This is a genomic window from Vibrio zhanjiangensis (assembly GCF_030161235.1).
Classification (GTDB): Bacteria; Pseudomonadota; Gammaproteobacteria; order Enterobacterales; family Vibrionaceae; genus Vibrio; species Vibrio zhanjiangensis.
Genome location: NZ_BSPW01000018.1, coordinates 18,153 through 38,252, shown reverse-complemented (window position 1 = coordinate 38,252; position 20,100 = coordinate 18,153). Strand labels below are relative to the sequence as shown.

The window sequence follows — 20,100 nt, the reverse complement described above, 5'->3', positions numbered from 1 at the left end:
AATATTTCTCCTGATGCTAGGCATCGCCTCGCTATTAATAAAACGGGCATTATCAGTCTAACAATTTCGTAATTTATTTCCCTACACTTATAGAGATAATACTTTTTATAAATAAAACTTTAAACTTTATAACCTGCATGAGTTGCATATAAATATAACAAATTAGAAACACTTCTATCATCAACTGATAATAAAGCTCATATAGACATAATTAACATTAGTCATTGTGATATATTATTAATTTTGAAAGGTAAATTATTTGTTTTCAAATTAATGAATTACCTGATTCAACAAAATAAATATTGGCATTGAAATTGGATTAAGATGTTTAAATAATCATAATTCATAGAAAGTTTTATCTGAAAATAAGACGCATTAATAAAAATACTAGATAGACATCAAGTATCTAAGCACTATGCATAATAAGTGATAGACAATAATTTATTATTTAGAAAAAGAAAATATTCTTGTAATTACTAAAGATAGGAATTTAACGAAAAGTAACTTGAGCAAGCAATTTAATCTGTTGATCTGATAGCCTCTCTACCTCAAAATACCCCCCAGTATGAGATAATTGGTTCACAGCCAGCCTTTCTTTAGCAAGTTTATTAAACCAATATGGTGCTAAAGAGCATTGTGCAGAACCAGTTGCGAGGTCTTCATCAATACCAATTTTGGGAGCAAAATACCTTAGTACATAACCACTATTACCATCTTGTCCTGTTACCATCAAAGCATGGTGATGGTTCATTTTAGAGATTTCTTCATAGTTGGGTGTATAGGATATAACCGCTTCGACAGAAGGCAAAACCACCACTAGATCACGAGTAGAAAATATATCTATAAATTCGCAGGGGAGACGTAATCCGCTTTCATTCTTGGCCGGAAAGTTACCACTCCAACTAGGTAAAACGAGGCTATAAAGATTGCCTTCCTTTGAGATAGTGACGTTTCCATATTGGCTATGAAAGGTAATGTGTGTCATAAAATAACGATCGAGCATAACCGCTCCTGCCGCTAAACTGCCATGACCGCACAGATTAATTTCACCAGCTAATGCAAACCATCTAATATGAAAATCACCTGATAGACTCACCACAAAAGCCGTAACTGGTTGATTAATCCTTCGAGCTAATTGAAGCAAATCATCATCGCATAACCAATATTCAAGTTCAACAACTCCCGAAGGATTTCCTGCCGAAGAGTTACTAACAAACACATCACATATTATCAATTGAATAAAACACCACCCTGAACGATTCTTAAAATATAAATTCATTTACCAAATGGTAAAATTTAACCTAGCACAGCTATTTATGCAAGAAAAAAGCCTTATAAAAAATAAATTTAATTAAATAAATCATCTTTTTATATTTTAAAAATTTATAATATCATATGGGAATTTAAATGCTGTAAAATAGAATAAAGCCTCAGGATTTTAACGTATTCTGATATTGAAATTAAATTTTTAATCTCATAACCTCAATTACAATGCGTTTATTTTAACTTGATTTTGAAGTCAGTTTTACAAAAGTTCAAAATGCTGGTCTAATCAATTTACTCAGGAAAGATATCAGAATCATAGGCTCAAGCGTTCATTTCTTTTACGTCCCCCACCCTTCACAACAGCACCATCTTCCATTGCTTGTCCAAAGTGCATTAAAAGACCACATTGGCTCTTTTATGTCACTGCAATAGGCGCCACCAAATAATCAGCCCACATGTGTTATTAACATGCTAAACTCCTTACTTAACGTAAAGCTACCTACCTAACTAGAATGTTGAGTGTTATAGATGTCATTCGCAAACCTTGGCTTAAGCCACCCTATCACCCAAGCTATAGCAAAAATTGGCTATGATAAACCCACCCAAATTCAAACCAAGGCTATCCCTGCCATTCTGGAAGGCGAAGATCTTATCGCCGCAGCTCAAACTGGAACAGGAAAAACCGCGAGCTTTGTTCTCCCAATACTCGAAAGGCTCAGCCAAGAGAAAACACAGCGAAAAAAACGCTTTCGTGGTTTGATCATAACACCAACCCGCGAACTCGCTATTCAAATCGACAATAAAATTCGCCTATACGGACAAAACCTCAGTCTCAAATCACTCGCAATATATGGTGGAGTCGATGAGGGCAGTCAAAAGCAAGCACTCATTAGTGGCATAGACATTTTGGTTGCCACTCCCGGAAGGTTGCTTGATATGTATGGTAAACGCGCATTGCATTTTGATGAAGTTGAAGTTTTGGTTATTGATGAAGCAGATCGGATGCTGGACATGGGCTTTATCGACGACATGAATAAGATTTTAAGCCGCTTACCCAATGACATACAAAGCCTGCTATTTTCGGCAACACTTTCTCATAAAGTACGTGACCTTGCCAAAACAGCTGTCCATAGCCCAGTCGAGATTTCTATTGCCGCAAATCAAGCATCTAAGAAAAACATTGAACAATGGATCATCACGGTTGATAAAGATAAGAAATCCTCGCTACTTAGCCATCTAATTAAGGTCAATAACTGGGAACAGGCCTTGATTTTTATCGAGACCAAACACGGTGCAGCTAAACTTGCCCAACAGCTTGAAAAGCGTGAAATAGTAGCAGAAGCGTTTCACAGTGGTCGAAGTCAAGCTGTTCGCTCTCAGCTCTTGGAAGATTTCAAAGCTGGCAAAATTAAGTATATGATTGCCACTGGTGTTGGTGCTCGTGGTATTGATATTGAAGGTTTATCCCGAGTGATCAATTATGATCTACCCTTCCCAGCCGATGAGTATATTCATCGTATTGGTCGAACTGGTCGTGCCAACTTGCAAGGTGAAGCAATATCCTTCGTTTCTAAAGATAATTTTAAAAACCTATGTATGATAGAGTCTCGCCTTGGACACTTGCTTGAGCGCAGAGAAATCGAGGGCTTTGAACCTCGCAAGCCTGTTCCAATCTCTATCCTTAACTATGTCCCCAAAAATAAGCGTCAGATTAAGGATAATCAATGAAAACACCAACCCAAATCACTTTCTTTGAGTCTCTCATACCGCTTATTACTTCAGGTAAAAAGACCATCACAATTCGTGACAAGTCCGAGTCTTACTATGTACCCGATAGCCAAGTTGAAGTGTTTACTTTGGAGACAGATAAGAAAGTGTGCGACGTCAAGATTGTTTCAGTAGAACCCCTTCGATTTGACGACATCAATCAAGGTCACGCTGAGCAAGAATTCCTTCCATTGCCAAAGTTAAAGCAACTGATAGGTGATATTTACCCTAATGACGATGACTTGTATGTTATAACTTTTGAGTTAATCCATTGATTTGATAAAAACCGCTATTTTAATAGCGGTTCATTGTCCTTACTCAAAAGTAGATTCACATTTGATTCTCATACTTTCAAAATAACCATAAATTATGGTCTCATAGCGTCCATCCTGCCTCATTTGAGCCAGTACCTCATCGAATCGATTCAATAGCGCCTTGCGATCGCGTTTTTTTGAGAAGGCGATATAGCTAGGCGTAGCCTCAACCGCAGGAGTCAGTATTTCAATCGCTTTGTCTAAGCTCTCTTGCACTAGGATACTTCGCGCACCAAACTCGTTGTTGACCCATATATCTGCACGTTTAGTGCGAATTAAATGGGCACATTCTTGAGCGTTATTTCGCTGAAATACTGCTCTAAAGCCGCCTTGAGCAATCTTGGCATCCATTCTTTTGCCATAACTGACACCGTTTACCACACATAAGGCAACATCTGAAACATCACCGATCAAAATCTCTTCTGGTCGATAACCACTTCCCCTTAGCGCCATTAAACTGATGTTCTGAACAAAAAGTACGTTTTGACTGTAGTCTGCGAATGTTTCTCTTTCTGCATTCTTAAAAGCGGTAAAAATACCATCAGCTTTACCTCGTTGAACCAAAGCTAAAGCCCGTGCCCAAGGCAATACAGTAATATTCACCGGCGTCTCCAATTGGTGAAATATGTAACTTACAAGTAGAACTGCAACGCCTGAAACCTGACCATTTCTTGTTTCAATATAAGGAGGATATTCCAAAGTTACCAACTCTACTGGTTGACTCAGCACCGGCTTTATTACGAGCAATGCGCAAATGATGATAACAAGTCGTACTTTTGTCATTCAGGCTCCTCCTGAAAGTCCAAACATTGCAAATATGGGTGCATCAGCAAAGGGGAAATCATCCACAAACTGGCAATATTTCTATGCCCCCAACGTTAATAGTAATATTGATAGAGAATATCGCCCGATTTTTTTAGTCTTAACAACAAAGATAGCTTGTTATTTCTAAGTGGATTTTTTACCCATATCCTTCAGACCTTCCAATAAAAATAGAAAAAAGTGAAAAATAACCACTTAAAGTTTGGTAGCGATAGAAAGCATCTATCAACAACATAGCCATAAACTGTTTTCTATATACGCATGTGCCAACTATGCTCAATCCTAGGTACACAAAGTTAAAAGCGGCTGTTAAAGATAAAACACTGGATGTCTTAGTCATACTAAAAGGCTGATGATAAAGCATGGCAGTAAGGAGCAAGTCATGGAACATAAAAACGGTAAAACTGGTGGTCAATGTCCTATTATGCATGGAGGGGCCACTTCTTCTGACTCATCAAATGTGGCCTGGTGGCCCAAAACACTCAATCTCGATATACTTCACCAACATGACCAAAAAACCAACCCACTTGGCCAAGATTTTAATTATCGTGAGCAACTCAAGACGCTTGACGTACAAGCGCTTAAAAACGACTTAAAAGCCCTCATGACAGACAGTCAAGACTGGTGGCCAGCTGATTGGGGTCATTACGGTGGCCTTATGATTCGTATGGCTTGGCACTCAGCAGGCACATATCGTATTGGCGATGGTAGAGGTGGCGCGGACACGGGAAATCAACGCTTTGCCCCACTCAATTCTTGGCCAGACAATGCAAACTTAGATAAAGCACGCCGCCTACTTTGGCCGATCAAACAAAAGTACGGTAACAAAATAAGTTGGGCTGACTTAATGATTTTGGCCGGTAACATGGCTTATGAATCCATGGGGCTTAAAACATTTGGTTTCGCGTTTGGTCGTGAGGATATTTGGCATCCCGAAAAAGACATTTATTGGGGAGCGGAGCAAGAATGGTTGGCTCCTAGCGGCTCTGAAAACAGCCGGTACTCCGGAGAGCGAGATTTAGAAAACCCTCTTGCGGCTGTGATGATGGGGCTTATCTACGTGAACCCCGAAGGTGTGGACGGAAAACCGGATCCATTAAAAACCGCTCAAGATATGCGTACCACATTCGAGCGTATGGGAATGAATGATGAGGAAACCGTTGCGCTGACTGCTGGCGGTCATACTGTTGGTAAAGCCCATGGTAATGGCAGTGAGTCAAATATAGGCCCAGAGCCAGAAAGGGCAGAGATCCATGAGCAGGGCCTTGGATGGAACAACCATACCTCAAGAGGAATAGGCCGCAACACCATGACAAGTGGTCTTGAGGGAGCATGGACAACTAACCCAACTCAATGGGATAACGGATATTTTCGTCTTCTACTTGAATACGATTGGGATCTGAAGAAAAGCCCCGCAGGAGCATGGCAATGGGAACCTGTCGACATGGACGATGAAGATAAACCGGTCGACGTCGAAGACTCTAGCATTCGTACAAACCCTATTATGACCGATGCGGATATGGCACTGAGAATTGACCCCGACTATCATAAGATCTCAGAGCGCTTCCACAAAGATCAAGCCTACTTTTCAGAGACCTTCGCGCGAGCGTGGTTCAAACTCACTCACCGCGACATGGGGCCTAAATCTCGTTACTTTGGCCCAGACGTACCCGCTGAAGATTTGCTATGGCAAGATCCTGTACCAGCAGGAAATACGAGTTACGACATAGATGCAGCCAAAGCAAAAATTGAAAACTGCGGCTTAAGTATTGGTGATATGGTCTCGACAGCTTGGGATAGCGCACGTACTTTCCGCAATTCCGACAAACGCGGGGGTGCTAACGGCTCACGTATACGTCTTGCCCCTCAAAATCAGTGGCAAGGAAACGAACCAGAAAGACTGTCTCGAGTCTTGCCCATACTTGAAAATATCGCAGATGAATTCAATATGAGCATCGCTGATGCAATAGTATTGGCAGGAAACGTCGGAGTAGAAAGGGCTGCAAAAGCTGCAGGTGTAAACATTGTGGTTCCTTTTTCACCAGGCCGAGGAGATGCAACACAAGATCAAACGGATGTTGAATCATTTGCTGTTTTAGAACCCATAGCAGATGGATTCCGCAACTGGCAAAAACAGCACTATGCAGTAGGTCCTGAAGAGCTGATGCTCAACCATGCTCAATTGCTGGGTTTAACTGCTCCAGAAATGACAGTGCTCATCGGTGGAATGCGCGTACTCGATACTAACCATTCAAATACACAACATGGCGTTTTTACTGAAAACCCTGGTGTTTTAAGTAATGACTTTTTCATTAACTTAACCGATATGCGTTACAATTGGGTGCCCACTGGACGCAATTCATATTCGATCGTAGAGCGGAAAAGTGGCAACGAAAAATGGACTGCAACGAGAGTAGACTTAGTCTTTGGCTCAAACTCAATCTTGCGAGCCTATGCCGAAGTTTATGCACAGAATGATAGTAAAGAGAAGTTCATCAACGACTTTATCAAAGCATGGACAAAGGTCATGAATGCTGACCGTTTTGACCTCAATCAATAAGGAAAGACGCCTCTTGGGCATACCTATGACCAAGAGGCGTATACATTCGATTTTTGGCAATAATTCAATTTTCAACTAGTGTTAATAAGGCAAGACTCATTAAGAAACCACATTCATAATATAATCAATTTATCCATCAATTGTGGATTAACAAGGAGAGTTGGCTATGAAAGGGTTCGAGTTTTTTAAATTGTTCGACACACAAGAGTTTTTTATTTTTTACTAAACCACCTATGCAAGCATACGGTGAACACTCTCATCATTCAACGTATGCTTCATTTTTAAACGAATGTCTATATCTTCCCGCTCTATAACACACGCGTCGTTTTCATCGCGGTTGTTGGCTTTCAATTTACTCACATCAGGTAATATGCAAAAATAATCAACACTAAAAACATAAGTAAGCCTTTTCAATGAAATTCCAAGCCGCTATCTTTGATATGGATGGCCTATTACTCGACACTGAACGTGTTTGCATGCATGTATTTAGACAAGCATGCTCTACCGTAAACCTACCTTTTTACGAAGATGTATACCTGTCTATAATTGGTAGAAACTCTGTTGGCATTGAAAAAATTTTTCGTCAGGCCTATGGCAATAATCTGGATAAACTTCATCTTGAATGGCGCCGTAACTATGATGCAATAGTCAAACATCAACCGATTCCCGTTAAGGAAGGTGTGGTAGAGTTATTAAATTGGTTACGAACAAACAAGATTCCAACTGCTGTCGCCACCTCTACTCAACGTGATGTGGCTGAAATCAAGTTACAGCTAGCTGGAATAGACACATTTTTTGATGGACTAACCTGTGGCTGCGAAGTCTCAAACGGAAAACCCGATCCGGAAATCTACCTTTTAGCAGCCAAACGACTGGGCGTTGATGCCAAACATTGTTTAGCATTTGAAGACTCCAACAATGGCGTCCGTAGTGCTATCGCTGCCCAAATGACGACGTTTCAAATCCCTGATTTAGTTGAACCTTGTGAGGAAATTAAGGCTTTAGGACATACAATTTTGCCATCTCTAAAAGACGTACTGAATGTTCTAAATCTACACAGCTAGACACACCATCACTTGGCTATTTATAGCCTAAAATTAAAACTAATAACTCTTAAATCTAACGAAATCTACTTTAAAGGGTTCGGTTTCTCCTCACTAGCCCCAACGTCTATCACTACTGGCATATTCATATTGAATTAAGGGATAACAATGACGAACAAATATGTACCACCAACCGTATGGGCGATGAATAATGAGAATGGTGGCCAATGGTCGAATATCAATCGGCCGGATTCTGGCGCTCGTCACAACCAGTCATTACCATCAGGTAAGCACCCATTGCAGTTGTATTCCATGGGAACGCCAAATGGTCAAAAAGTGACAATTATGCTCGAGGAATTACTCGCACTTGGCGTAGAAGACGCTGAATATGATGCTCACCTTATAAAAATTGGAGAGAGCGATCAATTTGGCTCAGGTTTCGTTTCTATTAATCCCAATTCCAAAATTCCCGCACTGATTGATCGTTCAAACAAAGACGATATTAATGTTTTTGAGTCAGGCAACATCCTTCTTTACCTTGCTGAAAAATTTGGTCACTTTGTGCCGAAAGAGATCAAGGCTAGAACCCAAGTATTGAACTGGCTATTTTGGCTACAAGGCTCAGCGCCTTATCTCGGAGGGGGCTTCGGCCATTTCTATTCTTATGCTCCGGAAAAATATGAGTATCCGATCAATCGCTTTACCATGGAAGCGAAACGACAACTTGACGTATTAGATAAACAACTAGAACAGCACGAGTTTATCGCAGGTGATAGCTATAGTATTGCAGATATTGCGGTCTGGCCTTGGTACGGCAGTCTTGTGCTGGGTAAATTGTATGATGCCGGAGAGTTTTTGGATGTTAACAGCTATAAGAACCTTAAACGATGGGCACAAAAAGTAGCAAGCCGTCCAGCGGTAGAACGAGGGCGTATTGTTAACCGAACCTGGGGGGAAGCTTGGGAACAAGTTGCAGAAAGGCATAGCAGCGAGGACATAGACAAGGTACTAACCCTCAAACCATAGTCATTACACATCTGCCATATGATAAATATGGCAGCTCTCCTCGGTACTCGCCTTCTTTTACCCTTATTAATTGTCTGTATTTGTTGACTAGACACTCCGATATACTGCGCTTGATTTAAATCACAGCTCTGGATTTACGATCCAGCTCGCTAAATAGGAAAAGTCATGACAAATTACGTTGTATGCGCCTTGTATAAATTTGTGCGTTTGGAAGATTACAAAGATCTTAGAGAACCCCTTCGCTTACTGATGGAAAACCATCAGATCAGAGGCACTCTGCTGCTTGCCGGCGAGGGGATTAATGGCACTGTGGCATCGGACCGTGAAGGTATCGATGCACTTTTAGCATGGTTTAGACAAGATTCACGACTCGCAGACATAGTCTATAAAGAATCTTACGATCATCATCAGCCTTTTCATCGTTCAAAAGTCAAACTGAAGAAAGAGATTGTTACCCTGGGAGTTGAAGGCATTGACCCTCGGCATGTGGTTGGTACTTACGTCAAGCCCAGTGAGTGGAATAATTTAATCTCTGACCCTGATGTCTATGTTGTCGATACTCGTAATAACTACGAGGTAGAGATAGGAACCTTTAAGAACGCGATTAATCCTAATACAGATACGTTTCGTGATTTCCCTGACTATGTTGCCGAAAACATGGATCCAACGAAACACAAGAAAGTCGCCATGTTCTGTACCGGAGGTATTCGCTGCGAAAAATCAACAGCCTATATGAAAGAACAAGGTTTCGAAGAAGTGTACCACCTCGAGGGAGGCATTCTAAAATATCTTGAAGAAGTACCAGAAGAGGAAAGTCTATGGCAAGGTGACTGCTACGTGTTTGACGGTCGCGTCGCCGTGAATCACCAGCTAGAAAAAAGCCACTATGAAATGTGTAATGCGTGCCGACTGCCAATCACTTCGCAAGAAATGCAATCTCCCCTATTTGAAAAAGGAGTGAGTTGCCCTAAATGTGTCGATAAGCATACCGAAGAACAAAAAGCTCGATTCCGGGAACGGGAAAAGCAAGTCCAGTTAGCTAAGGCTCGTGGCGAGTCACACGTCGGTGGCAACGCTGAACAAATTATTGTGCAACGCCGACAAGAAAAAATAACTCGAAAAAATTTGCAAAGAAAATCAAAGTAATTAGTGACGGTACCTAATATTGAGTAGCCTTCTATACATAGAGACATAGAGGGCTACTCACTCTATCTTCAAAGTGGCTGCTCAAAGTCTATTGAGCAGCTCACCACAACACTCTATTTTGGGGCTATTAGGTCGCTTAAAAACAGTACTATATATGTCGGTAGCCGATTTATAAGAGATTTTTTAACGGCTACAGTCATCTATCGATGACTGAATAACCTAAAGCTATACTGACTAAAGCTTTGGTCAGCAAAAAGAAGTGCTTTTTCATTCAAAGTTACAGTGAGAAACAGGCTACTTTGTATGTAGTGAATCAATATCACTTAGGCAGCAGCCACGATCCAATAGAAACCGCTTGGACAACAGATACCCTACCTCGCAAAAGACATCCCTCTGCGGGCATTGAGCGTCCATGAGAATCAATATAAACTGCATTCTTCAAATGAAAATATTGGCTATCTCCAGAATTATCCCTTGTCAGTGCGAGCTGACAATCAAACGCAAGGTTTTCTGTACTGTCTTGAAGGTATTCATTGACAAGCTCAAAGTATCGGCGTTCAGATATAAGTTCTCCTGTCAGAATTTTCTCTCCCATGAATATTGTCACACCGACTGTAGAATCATCTTTGTCTGTGTGACTCACCATGTTCTGAAACAAGGACTCATTACGCTCTATTGTTATCATAGTTATTTTTCCTAGCTGAATTAGACGTCGTTAATATAAACGCTTGATACAATATTGTGGCGTGAATACATGTGAAGTTTTGTTTTTCATCCATTTCCATATCCATCATGTATTTTGATGGACTAGTCCAAATTCTATAGTTATAAATCACATAAATTCAACAAATTTCAGGTTTTTAATCAAGCATTTCAATAATTTAATGAACTAATCACCAACTAGGATTCTACACATTCAGAATATTTACTCTAGAGAAGTGTCTCCTCCTTCTACTCAAATTGAATTTAGAAAGCTAAAAGTGCAAAAAGTAGTGAACCGTCAATTACACAAACTATTTGAGCGCTTTGGTCGCATTTGCAAACACTGGAGCTTCCGTAATAGTCAATGCGTCTAGCTCATTAAGTTTAAATAAGTGGCCATTAAACATAACTCCTGTCTCACGGAATTCATTTAGTGTTGCTTTATCACAACAACACAACAGGTGTTCATTGGTCATAGCCAAAAGACCTGAATAGCCATTTAAGCCATTAATCAACTGATGGAATGGAACAGACTCTTTCTTTAAGATTCGAGTCGTTAGGATGCACTGTTTGAATTGATTCGTTAATGAAGTGGGTAATGTAAGCATAGTCAGGTTCCCCTAAAGCTAATGCAATGCAGCCCACAGCAAAAGCTGTGCTGTCACTTTGCGTCCCCGCCTCGCGACAGGTTTGCCCAGTTTGTCCTGTATTAAGTATAGGCAACATCAGACATGAACGAAAAAACTCCGATTTTTATTCGCTTTTAGGCAGTTTCTTGCATTCTAAGTTCTGTGTTACTTTTGCCAGAATGAAACCCTTAATAGCCTTTGTGTTTCACTCTTTAGTCTAAGGAAGCCAATTACTTGGCCCCTATTTTAATGATGTTAAACCCGCTGAACAGAGTTACTGCCTAGGATTTCTTGACGAACAAATTTCGCTTTCAAAATCGCTACGGTATGGATTGATATCAAGACCTCCTCTCCTTGTATATCTCGCAAAAACGGTGAGTTTTTCTGGCTTGCAACAACGTTTAATATCAGAGTAAATACGCTCGACGCATTGCTCATGAAATTCATTGTGTTGACGAAATGAAATCAAATAGCGTAGTAGTGCTTCATGATCAATTTTTGCTCCTGAATAACGAATATATACACTTCCCCAATCAGGTTGATTAGTCACCAAACAGTTGGATTTAAGAAGGTGGGAGCACAAAGATTCTGTAACGTATTGATCTTCAGTTGCCCCCAGCAGAGCATCTTCGTCGTAGTCAAATGAATCCACCGTAATATCCAGATCATCAATACAATTCACTGCATTGTCGACTGACGTTTCCTGTGGTTTGTCAACCGCTATAAACGAAACCAATACTTCAGCTCCAGCTGCCTGACTAAGATCTTTTCGCATTTGCTGCATCACTCGCTCTTGAGAATCAAATCGAGTCTGGTTATAGCTATTGAGGTACAGCTTAAAAGATTTGGATTCAATCAAGTTCTCCGAGGTATGGGGAACCACAAACTCTCCAATGGCAACCATGGGTTTTCCTTTGCTGTTTAGCCAAGAAAGCTCAAATGCTGTCCACAAATCGAAACCAGCGTGTGTCGCCTGAATGCACTCTTTGATCTCGGCGCGCCCTCTCGCACGAGGAATTGGATCAAGTAACTCGGGCTTGTACTGAGAGACATACTCTGTCTTTTTTCCTAGATTCTTGTTATAGATTGCCATTGATTACAACTCCTTGACATTAATTAACCGAGAAAACAGTTTTCTAGCGTAATAGATAGGTCCAACACTTAGTAACGCATAAAGAACCTTGATAGACACTTGGCTCAAGAACATAACGACGAGCACGTCGTTAGGTATCACATTATAGAAGGCAATACCAATAAACAAAGCACTATCTACTATAGAAGCAATACTGGTGCTTGTAATAATTCGAACCGCTAACCATCGAGAATTTGTTATGTGCTTAATCTTGTTCAAAATATAAGCATTAATATTCTCTGAAACAAAATATGAACTAAGAGAAGCAACAAAAACAGACATCATACTAGCAACAAGCGTTAAATATTGCTCATCCATTACTCGCCATGCTTCTATACTTGGAACAAGTGTAGACAAGTAAATAAAGGCCAAAATTACAGCATTGACTGAAGTTGATTTTATAATCGCTCTTCTCGCTAACCGCAACCCATAAAATTCGTTCAAAATATCAACAAAAATAAATGAAATAGGATAGAGAAAAATAGCGATTGGAACCACTAGACCAGTATCAAAAATTTCTATGGGTTTGATACCCGTAAGGTTAGAAAGAGTAAAGAGTGAGCATAAACATAAAACTAAAAATGAATAACTCATCCAGTAATTTTCGTGCCTGTCTTCTAATTCATATGCACCTTCAAAGCTCGATTTTGAATATGCCTTCTTACACACTTCAACTAATTCATTACGATTAAGATCATCGGCAACATCACTTTTTAGTAGCTCAGCTGGTGGAATATCAACCACTTTCCCCGTACCCTTTATCATAATACTTGCGGTCATAGTGGGATTTTCACTAAAACCAATCAGTTTGTATTTATTATTAAACACAATAGCGCTCCTCAAGAATGCTTCCGAAAAAGTAATCTTTAAGTTCTAGTGGTTCCTCAGAGGAAATTGAGCACAAATGGCTATCTCGAACAATCAGTTTACTAGAATGCTCCACATGGCGGTTTGAGCGGTCTACGATCAGTAGATTACCTCTTGTATAATAACGTGAAAGTGAACTTCCAATTTGAATAGCGACAACGTTTTTGCTTTGGGAAAAGTGGTACGTTAAAGGATAGTCCGTCACCATTTCGCTGATGAAGTGATCTCCCTTCAACACAAACTCATGTTCCGTCAAAATCGGAACTGCAATTGGGTTTTTATTACCATCTATTGATGACAACGGTGACCCAATATATTGTGATTCCATATAGTGTGATTCAAGGGATTCATTTTGGATTATGTAACAAGTGGTCCCAAAAAAATCCGCAATCTTTTCGACTGTTGCTGCTTGAACACGTTCAACTTTACCATCCAATATTTTGTATATCGTAGATCGGGTAATACCCGTTTTTCTACTCAATGAAGCCTTAGTCTCTTTTCCTTGATACAGACCAAACTGGATATTATCCCTTAATATAGCCAGTTGCTCACTGTTGCTTTTCATATGACACCCTAATTGAAATCAGTACAGATATAACAATACCAGATTTCATTATGATATCAGGAACATATACTAAGTCATATTACTACGTAAACATAAATGCATTACACATGTCAAAATATGGAGTTTTGATCATTAATTTTAGGTCAAAAAATGTCCTTTGTTTCAACATAGAGACGTATTTTCAGGAAAAGGCATAAATAATGATGAAGAGCCCTAGCTATTCACAAAAATGATAAGAATATGAATATCAACAAATTATTCTGGATAGCAAGATTTTTTATAAAATCAAACCTGATGTTAAAAGATAAAAAATAGAAATTTTATTCTTTGATTAGCGTAAATTTCATTGATACTTCATGAGTTTTCATTTACATCATTAATGTTAGATATGCTCTACTTTTATCTTCTGCATACCGAAATTACGAAAAAATGAAGATCATCTCGATTAGTCCAATATTTGTTTCTCTGGGAGATTCCTCTCGTTTCTCACCATCACTGGAACAATCAATAAAAGTCATATTGAACATTCATAAATCTCAACAAAGCCCTCGGCAGTGGTTATCAAAATCAGGCTACAATGTCACTAGCATCAGTCAATATGATATTGAAAATCTTAGCGATAAAATCTGGAAAACCAAATCGGCGACGCGTGTTATTAGGGCTCACGTATGGCGTTTTTTTCGCCAGTTAAATCCGGAAGAATGCGAAGTATTGATCAAGCAGTATATGTTTCATCAGGTATTAAGTGCTTGCCGTCACCAACTTGAAAAAAGTTCAAACCACACAACAGAGAAAGTTGCCGCTAAGCTTTGGCTGACTCGCTTATTTGACGTACCTATTTCAAGCTATGAACAAAAATCTGATACCCAAATTCAAAACCAGCTTTTAAGTCGCAACAAGCTATATCACAAATTGATTTACTGCTTACGAGACTTTGACATCACACCTGCGCTTATTGATACGTTATACTACCGAACCACTCAACACCTCCCTGTGGAAATCAAGCTAATTGCTGAGCAAATATTGCAACGGAAGTCCTACTATCTTTCCGACAACACCAAACTATCTCAAAAACGGTGTGAAGAGGTCATTAATTGCTTAAGAGGAGTAAATATAACTAGACATGATAATTAATCTTTAAGTCATATAAACTACCCACCTCATAATAAACTAAACCAATCTTCAACCTTGTGTCACAAACAACATGTGATAAAAACTGGGATAAGGAAAATCAGACACTTATCTCAGTTTTTATTTTCTTGTTTTCCTATCTTATTCAGCCAAAAAACAGCTAATCATCTGAAATTATTGACAAAACTAACCTCTAGTATAAAAAGCCAGTTAAGTTGCTTGAAATTATCGAGCGTATCAGGAACCTTTCCATCCACCCGAGTCAACGGATAGCGCAGGCAATATTGATAGATAGGAGAATATGTGATGACAGTAAAGTACCGCTGGCACCAAGGAGATCAAATATATCAATTCCGTTCTCTAGCGGACTTAATGGCTAAGGCAACACCAGAAAGGTCTGGCGACTTACTGGCTGGAGTGTGTGCGGGTTCAGAAACAGAACGTGTCGCTGCTCAGATGACGCTCGCAGAGCTTCCGCTCAAAGCCTTTTTGCAAGAGTCGGTGATTCCTTACGAAGACGATGAGATCACTCGCCTTATTGTCGATAGCCACGACTCACAAGCTTTTCGCCCAATATCTCATTTGACCGTCGGTGATTTTCGCAACTGGTTACTCAGTGAAAATGCAGATACAGAAACTCTCAACCAGATTCGCCTTGGCCTGACACCGGAAATGGTTGCTGCAGTTAGTAAAATAATGCGTAATCAAGATCTTATATCGGTCGCAAAAAAATGCCATGTTCATACTGCATTTCGCAATACCATTGGGTTACCTGGTAGGCTGTCCACTAGGCTACAGCCCAATCATCCAACAGATTCTCTTGATGGAATTGCAGCCACTATTTTTGATGGTTTGATGTATGGGAATGGTGATGCTGTGATTGGCATAAATCCAGCTACCGATAACGTCCCACAAACAATCAAGCTGCTTGGTATGTTAGATGACGTCATTCAGCATTATCAAATACCTACTCAATCTTGCGTACTGACTCATGTCACCAACACTATTGAGGCAATTGAGAAGGGAGCTCCAGTTGATCTGGTATTTCAGTCAATAGGAGGAACGGAAGGCACAAACCAAGCATTTGGAGTCAATCTCAATATCTTAAAAGAAGCTCATGAAGCAGCACTTTCTCTCAATCGTGGCAATGTTGGCAACAACTGCATGTATTTTGAAACAGGTCAGGGGACCGCACTTTCAGCAAACGCCTATTTCGGTGTAGACCAGCAAACATGTGAAGCGCGAGCATACGCTGTTGCAAGACATTTTGAACCACTTCTCATCAATACGGTGGTGGGCTTTATAGGGCCGGAATACTTGTTTGATCGGAAGCAAATTATTCGCGCAGGATTAGAAGACCATTTTTGTGCAAAGATGCTTGGTTTACCGATGGGGTGTGACGTCTGCTATACCAATCATGCATACGCAGATCAGAACGATATGGACAACCTTCTCACTTTGCTTGGTGTTGCTGGTTGCTCTTTCATCATGGGTATACCCGGTTCGGACGACATTATGCTCAATTACCAAACCACATCTTTTCATGATGCTTTATATGCCCGGAAAGTGCTCGGCCTCAAGCCAGCGCCAGAATTTGAGCGTTGGCTCATGGAGATGAATATTTTTGAAGACGTCGACAAAGTTCTTCTCGCTCAAGGGATAGCGAAATCCTTTTCCTCCTCACTACCTACTTTTCGTCGGGATAAAGCCAATGGATAACCGCCCAGAAAAAAGCAGCGACATTTCGCAAGTTACCGATAATCCATGGCAGTCACTACGCCAGTTTACTTCAGCAAGAATAGCATTAGGTCGAGCAGGAAACAGCATACCAACGGATGAAATGCTTGCATTTCAGCTTGACCACGCCAAAGCGCGAGATGCTGTGCATAGGCCACTCAATATCGAACAATTGGTAGCGCAGCTTTGTGCTAAAGGTACTATAACAAATCACACCCCTTGTTTACCTCTAGTCGTAAATAGCAAGGTTTCCGATAGGTTAATCTACCTGCAACGTCCCGATCTTGGCCGCCAACTTGATGATGTTTCTATGCAAAAGCTCATCAATCATCGAGACTCTTCCAAAAATAGCTATGACTTATCCATTGTCATCGCGGATGGGTTGTCTTCAGTTGCGATACAAAACCACGCTGCTGCTGTGATTGAACGATTGATCTCCCTACTGGCAAATGACCCTAAATACAGTTGGACTTTAGCGCCAATCACCATTGTCAAGCAAGGACGCGTAGCTTGTGGTGACGATGTTGGAGAATGCTACAAGGCTAAAATAAGCTTGATTCTTATCGGAGAACGTCCCGGACTGACTTCTCCCGACAGTATGGGACTATATATCACTTGGTATCCTGCTCGGGGGACACAAGACTCCAGAAGAAATTGCATTTCAAATATCCGTCCTGAGGGGCTTAGCTATAACAAAGCGTGTGAAAAAGCACATTACCTTCTAACCGAATCACTTCAACAGCAGGTATCGGGTGTTTATCTAAAAGATCGTAGCGACCACAGCGATGAGTATAACCTTGAAAACAATGCTCCTACCCATTTTTTAACGTCAAAAAAATAAAATGATAGAGGGAATTATCATGTCTGATAAACATCAGAATTATTTTGCCAAGAGGCAGCTTAAGCGGGGATCAGCTGGTTGGATACTCCTTGCTGGTTTAGGTGTCTCATATGTCATATCTGGCGATTTTGCTGGCTGGAACTTTGGCATTGCCCAAGCTGGTTGGGCCGGCTTTCTCATTGCAGCACTCGCCATGGCTCTTATGTATTTCACACTCGTCCTATCATTAGCTGAAATGTCTGCCGCAATACCGACGGCTGGTGGTGGATATAGTTTTGCTCGTCAAGCTATGGGACCGCTCGGTGGATATATAACCGGCCTTTCGGTATTAATTGAATATACCTTAGCACCCGCAGCAATAGTGATTTTTATTGGCTCTGCAATGAACGAGCTCATTGGGATAGATGGTCCAATTGTCTATGCTTGCTTCTACTTCGTCTTTATTGCGATTCACCTGTCGGGTATCGGACAAGCATTAAAAGTCATGATGATCATCAGCGCTCTTGCTGTTATCGCCATTATCATGACCGCCGTGGCACTAATAGGCAAGTTTGATGTCAACAACCTATTTGACCTCCCTCCGGTTACTTATGAAGCAAATGAAATTTTACCTATGGGTTGGTATGGTGTGTGGGCGGCCCTTCCATTTGCGATGTGGTTGTATCTGGCAGTAGAAGGTGTACCACTCGCAGCCGAAGAAGCGAAGAATCCGGCCAAAGATGTTCCTAAAGGCATCATTGGTGCCATGGTTTTTTTATTATTCACAGCAGCACTAGTCGTATTTCTACTGGCAGGTGCTGTTGGTGCTAAAGTGATAGGTGAAAGTTCAGTCCCCTTAGTTGACGCCCTAAATATAAGTGGTTATGCATCTACTGCCACTATGGTCAATATTCTCGGTCTCGCCGGACTTATCGCCTCCTTTTTCTCAATAATGTATGGCTATAGCCGGCTAGTGTTTGCCCTATCCCGAGCGGGCTATTTGCCCAAAAACCTATCACTAACCAATCAACACAAGGTACCCACTCAAGCGCTAGTACTGCCCGGTGTTTTGGGGCTTGTTGTATCGCTTTCGGGCGAAGGTGATTTTATATTAGCGATGGCGGTCGTCGGTGCGACCATATCATATGCGTTAATGTCATTAAGTCACATTTTGTTGCGCATTAAGATGCCGGATCTAGTACGCCCATATAAAACTCCGGGAGGTTTATTTACACCCACTCTCTCTTTCATTCTATCTTTAGTGGCCATGACAGGTGTTTACGCATTTTCTCCCACCGCTTTTTACATGACAATGGTCTTATACATTCTTGGCGTCACTTACTATTTCGTTTACAGCCGACACAACCTAGTTGCATCAAGCGCCCAAGAAGAATTTGAAATGCTCGCATTGGCAGAACAGGAACTGGAGACAGAATTTTCCAGTTAAGATGTGAAATAGGCAAAGAATTTGGTGTTTTTGCCTATTTCAACCTATGTAAAATCAAAGAACGAACTGAGCAGTGACAGCAACAAAAGCATGGTCACTTGCTTGGCTATCGTGTTCAAAGCTAGGGTTAATCAAATGAGAATCTAGGGTCCGATAGTGAATAATATCCGCCATAGAAAAGTGCGAATCGGGCTGAAACTCCTGAGAAAGCAAAATGTAGTCTAATACTTTACCCGTAGAAAAGTGATAATGTGTGGCTGGACGAAACCTATTAGGCAATCCTTGGTTAATAATATCCCAACTGTCGCGCAGTACCAATTGACCATTTCCCTGCTCAAGTGATTTGATCAATAGCCCTGCACTATCACTATTAAGAGGTTGGTTTAAATCCCCCATAAGGACTGTGGGCATAGGATGTTCACTGTAATTCTTCTCCATCGCTATTTTTATCATCAAGGCTTCCCAACCTCGTTGTTGACTCGATAGCCATTGTCCCAATAGAGCATGCCTCTGCGCGCCATTTTTTTCCGGTGTCTCTCGCTGAGACTTCAAATGACACGTATAGACTGCCACCTGCCCAACATCAGGTACATTAATTACCGCATGAATAGGTAAGCGGCTAAATTCCATATCTTGAATGCCATACCCCGCGAACAAATGATGAGGCGTCGTAACGGCACTTGAATGCAAAATGGGGTATTTGGATGCTAGAGCTACAACGGGGTGGCTGTAGATGTAGTCGCTTTCAACATGAGCATGGTCTACGCAGACAAAATGATCGAAGCCAAGTTGGCGAAGCATTTTTTGCACACTCTCTATACTAAACACCTCCTGAAGAGCAATAATATCAGCGTCTAAAGTTCTAATAGCGTCCATTGTCCAACGGCATTTTTTTTCCCATTCTTGCTTCGAATAGATATTTTCAAAATCATAAAACGCATCTGGAGGTTGAATAAAATTAAATAGATTAGCCGTAGCAAATGTCAGTTTTCTTTCCGTAAGCAAAACCTTTCCCCGCTTATTCACAACCAACTGTACACACCAGTGCCAGAGATACAAACCACAGGTGAGCTACCTATCTTCAGTTTAACCTAATTTATAGGCGGCTTGGCTGATTCTGATTAAA

The 20,100-nt window shown here is 40.8% G+C and carries 18 protein-coding genes and 1 riboswitch; of the genes, 10 read left to right on the top strand and 8 right to left on the bottom strand.

Annotated elements, in window-relative coordinates; genetic code table 11:
* Positions 1-490: 490 nt before the first annotated feature.
* Positions 491-1,219: a PhzF family phenazine biosynthesis protein gene (locus QQK21_RS04010; RefSeq protein ID WP_348541462.1), complete on the bottom strand. Its 729-nt coding sequence runs from the start codon at positions 1,217-1,219 to the stop codon at positions 491-493.
* 575 nt (positions 1,220-1,794) lie between these two features.
* On the opposite strand from QQK21_RS04010, the gene QQK21_RS04005 reads away from it, so the two are divergent.
* Complete coding sequence (locus QQK21_RS04005) at positions 1,795-2,994, top strand: DEAD/DEAH box helicase (protein WP_284190913.1); 1,200 nt, start codon at positions 1,795-1,797, stop codon at positions 2,992-2,994.
* Positions 2,991-3,308 carry a N(4)-acetylcytidine aminohydrolase gene (gene yqfB, locus QQK21_RS04000; RefSeq protein ID WP_284190912.1) on the top strand — a complete coding sequence of 106 codons (318 nt, stop codon included), beginning with the start codon at positions 2,991-2,993 and terminating at the stop codon, positions 3,306-3,308. Before QQK21_RS04005 ends, yqfB begins: the two co-directional genes overlap by 4 nt.
* Before the next feature lie 39 nt (positions 3,309-3,347).
* On the opposite strand, the gene QQK21_RS03995 is transcribed toward yqfB, so the two are convergent.
* Complete coding sequence (locus QQK21_RS03995; RefSeq protein WP_284190911.1) at positions 3,348-4,130, bottom strand: substrate-binding periplasmic protein; 783 nt, start codon at positions 4,128-4,130, stop codon at positions 3,348-3,350.
* A 421-nt stretch (positions 4,131-4,551) separates the two neighbouring features.
* Between QQK21_RS03995 and katG the strand changes: the two genes are divergently transcribed.
* The 4 genes from katG (at position 4,552) to trhO (ending at position 9,944) form a co-directional block, all read left to right on the top strand.
* Positions 4,552-6,729, top strand: coding sequence for a catalase/peroxidase HPI (gene katG / locus QQK21_RS03990; RefSeq protein ID WP_284190910.1), 2,178 nt, complete (start codon positions 4,552-4,554; stop codon positions 6,727-6,729).
* 413 nt (positions 6,730-7,142) lie between these two features.
* The gene (locus QQK21_RS03985; RefSeq protein ID WP_284190909.1) at positions 7,143-7,793 is read left to right on the top strand and encodes an HAD family hydrolase; all 651 of its coding nucleotides are present in this window, start codon (positions 7,143-7,145) and stop codon (positions 7,791-7,793) included.
* 147 nt (positions 7,794-7,940) lie between these two features.
* Entirely contained in the window at positions 7,941-8,798 is an 858-nt protein-coding gene (gene yghU / locus QQK21_RS03980; RefSeq protein WP_284190908.1) for a glutathione-dependent disulfide-bond oxidoreductase, read from the top strand.
* A gap of 165 nt (positions 8,799-8,963) precedes the next feature.
* Positions 8,964-9,944 carry an oxygen-dependent tRNA uridine(34) hydroxylase TrhO gene (trhO, locus tag QQK21_RS03975; RefSeq protein ID WP_284190907.1) on the top strand — a complete coding sequence of 327 codons (981 nt, stop codon included), beginning with the start codon at positions 8,964-8,966 and terminating at the stop codon, positions 9,942-9,944.
* 319 nt (positions 9,945-10,263) lie between these two features.
* Here trhO and QQK21_RS03970 read toward each other — a convergent pair whose 3' ends face one another.
* The 5 genes from QQK21_RS03970 to QQK21_RS03950 form a co-directional block, all read right to left on the bottom strand.
* Entirely contained in the window at positions 10,264-10,629 is a 366-nt protein-coding gene (locus tag QQK21_RS03970; protein WP_284190906.1) for a hypothetical protein, read from the bottom strand.
* A gap of 328 nt (positions 10,630-10,957) precedes the next feature.
* Positions 10,958-11,254: a hypothetical protein gene (locus QQK21_RS03965; RefSeq protein WP_284190905.1), complete on the bottom strand. Its 297-nt coding sequence runs from the start codon at positions 11,252-11,254 to the stop codon at positions 10,958-10,960.
* A 19-nt stretch (positions 11,255-11,273) separates the two neighbouring features.
* Positions 11,274-11,351, bottom strand: a riboswitch (cyclic di-GMP riboswitch).
* A gap of 198 nt (positions 11,352-11,549) precedes the next feature.
* A complete protein-coding gene (gene queF / locus QQK21_RS03960; RefSeq protein ID WP_284190904.1) occupies positions 11,550-12,368 on the bottom strand; it encodes an NADPH-dependent 7-cyano-7-deazaguanine reductase QueF in 819 nt (272 codons plus the stop codon).
* Positions 12,369-12,371: 3 nt separating this feature from the next.
* Positions 12,372-13,235, bottom strand: a complete 864-nt coding sequence (locus tag QQK21_RS03955; protein WP_284190903.1) for a queuosine precursor transporter — start codon at positions 13,233-13,235, stop codon at positions 12,372-12,374.
* Complete coding sequence (locus tag QQK21_RS03950) at positions 13,228-13,839, bottom strand: helix-turn-helix domain-containing protein (RefSeq protein WP_284190902.1); 612 nt, start codon at positions 13,837-13,839, stop codon at positions 13,228-13,230. Before QQK21_RS03950 ends, QQK21_RS03955 begins: the two co-directional genes overlap by 8 nt.
* Positions 13,840-14,268: 429 nt before the next feature.
* Between QQK21_RS03950 and QQK21_RS03945 the strand changes: the two genes are divergently transcribed.
* From QQK21_RS03945 to eat, 4 genes are all read left to right on the top strand, one after another.
* A complete protein-coding gene (locus QQK21_RS03945) occupies positions 14,269-14,973 on the top strand; it encodes a hypothetical protein (RefSeq protein ID WP_284190901.1) in 705 nt (234 codons plus the stop codon).
* 303 nt (positions 14,974-15,276) lie between these two features.
* Complete coding sequence (locus tag QQK21_RS03940; protein WP_284190900.1) at positions 15,277-16,689, top strand: ethanolamine ammonia-lyase subunit EutB; 1,413 nt, start codon at positions 15,277-15,279, stop codon at positions 16,687-16,689.
* Complete coding sequence (gene eutC, locus QQK21_RS03935) at positions 16,682-17,548, top strand: ethanolamine ammonia-lyase subunit EutC (protein ID WP_284190899.1); 867 nt, start codon at positions 16,682-16,684, stop codon at positions 17,546-17,548. The genes QQK21_RS03940 and eutC overlap by 8 nt, the downstream gene beginning before the upstream one ends.
* Positions 17,549-17,567: 19 nt before the next feature.
* Complete coding sequence (gene eat, locus QQK21_RS03930; RefSeq protein WP_284190898.1) at positions 17,568-18,974, top strand: ethanolamine permease; 1,407 nt, start codon at positions 17,568-17,570, stop codon at positions 18,972-18,974.
* Between the two features lie 54 nt (positions 18,975-19,028).
* Here the strand turns inward: eat and QQK21_RS03925 are convergent, their stop codons facing one another.
* A complete protein-coding gene (locus QQK21_RS03925; protein ID WP_284190897.1) occupies positions 19,029-19,979 on the bottom strand; it encodes an endonuclease/exonuclease/phosphatase family protein in 951 nt (316 codons plus the stop codon).
* Positions 19,980-20,100: the final 121 nt, after the last annotated feature.

Excerpts from the sequence above, each read along its gene's own strand:
- QQK21_RS04005 (WP_284190913.1), top strand. The coding sequence starts at position 1,795 with ATGTCATTCGCAAACCTTGGCTTAAGCCACCCTATCACCCAAGCTATA.
- yqfB (WP_284190912.1), top strand. The coding sequence starts at position 2,991 with ATGAAAACACCAACCCAAATCACTTTCTTTGAGTCTCTCATACCGCTT.
- QQK21_RS03995 (WP_284190911.1), bottom strand. The coding sequence starts at position 4,130 with ATGACAAAAGTACGACTTGTTATCATCATTTGCGCATTGCTCGTAATA.
- katG (WP_284190910.1), top strand. The coding sequence starts at position 4,552 with ATGGAACATAAAAACGGTAAAACTGGTGGTCAATGTCCTATTATGCAT.
- QQK21_RS03985 (WP_284190909.1), top strand. The coding sequence starts at position 7,143 with ATGAAATTCCAAGCCGCTATCTTTGATATGGATGGCCTATTACTCGAC.
- yghU (WP_284190908.1), top strand. The coding sequence starts at position 7,941 with ATGACGAACAAATATGTACCACCAACCGTATGGGCGATGAATAATGAG.
- trhO (WP_284190907.1), top strand. The coding sequence starts at position 8,964 with ATGACAAATTACGTTGTATGCGCCTTGTATAAATTTGTGCGTTTGGAA.
- QQK21_RS03970 (WP_284190906.1), bottom strand. The coding sequence starts at position 10,629 with ATGATAACAATAGAGCGTAATGAGTCCTTGTTTCAGAACATGGTGAGT.
- QQK21_RS03965 (WP_284190905.1), bottom strand. The coding sequence starts at position 11,254 with ATGCTTACATTACCCACTTCATTAACGAATCAATTCAAACAGTGCATC.
- queF (WP_284190904.1), bottom strand. The coding sequence starts at position 12,368 with ATGGCAATCTATAACAAGAATCTAGGAAAAAAGACAGAGTATGTCTCT.
- QQK21_RS03950 (WP_284190902.1), bottom strand. The coding sequence starts at position 13,839 with ATGAAAAGCAACAGTGAGCAACTGGCTATATTAAGGGATAATATCCAG.
- QQK21_RS03945 (WP_284190901.1), top strand. The coding sequence starts at position 14,269 with ATGAAGATCATCTCGATTAGTCCAATATTTGTTTCTCTGGGAGATTCC.
- QQK21_RS03940 (WP_284190900.1), top strand. The coding sequence starts at position 15,277 with ATGACAGTAAAGTACCGCTGGCACCAAGGAGATCAAATATATCAATTC.
- eutC (WP_284190899.1), top strand. The coding sequence starts at position 16,682 with ATGGATAACCGCCCAGAAAAAAGCAGCGACATTTCGCAAGTTACCGAT.
- eat (WP_284190898.1), top strand. The coding sequence starts at position 17,568 with ATGTCTGATAAACATCAGAATTATTTTGCCAAGAGGCAGCTTAAGCGG.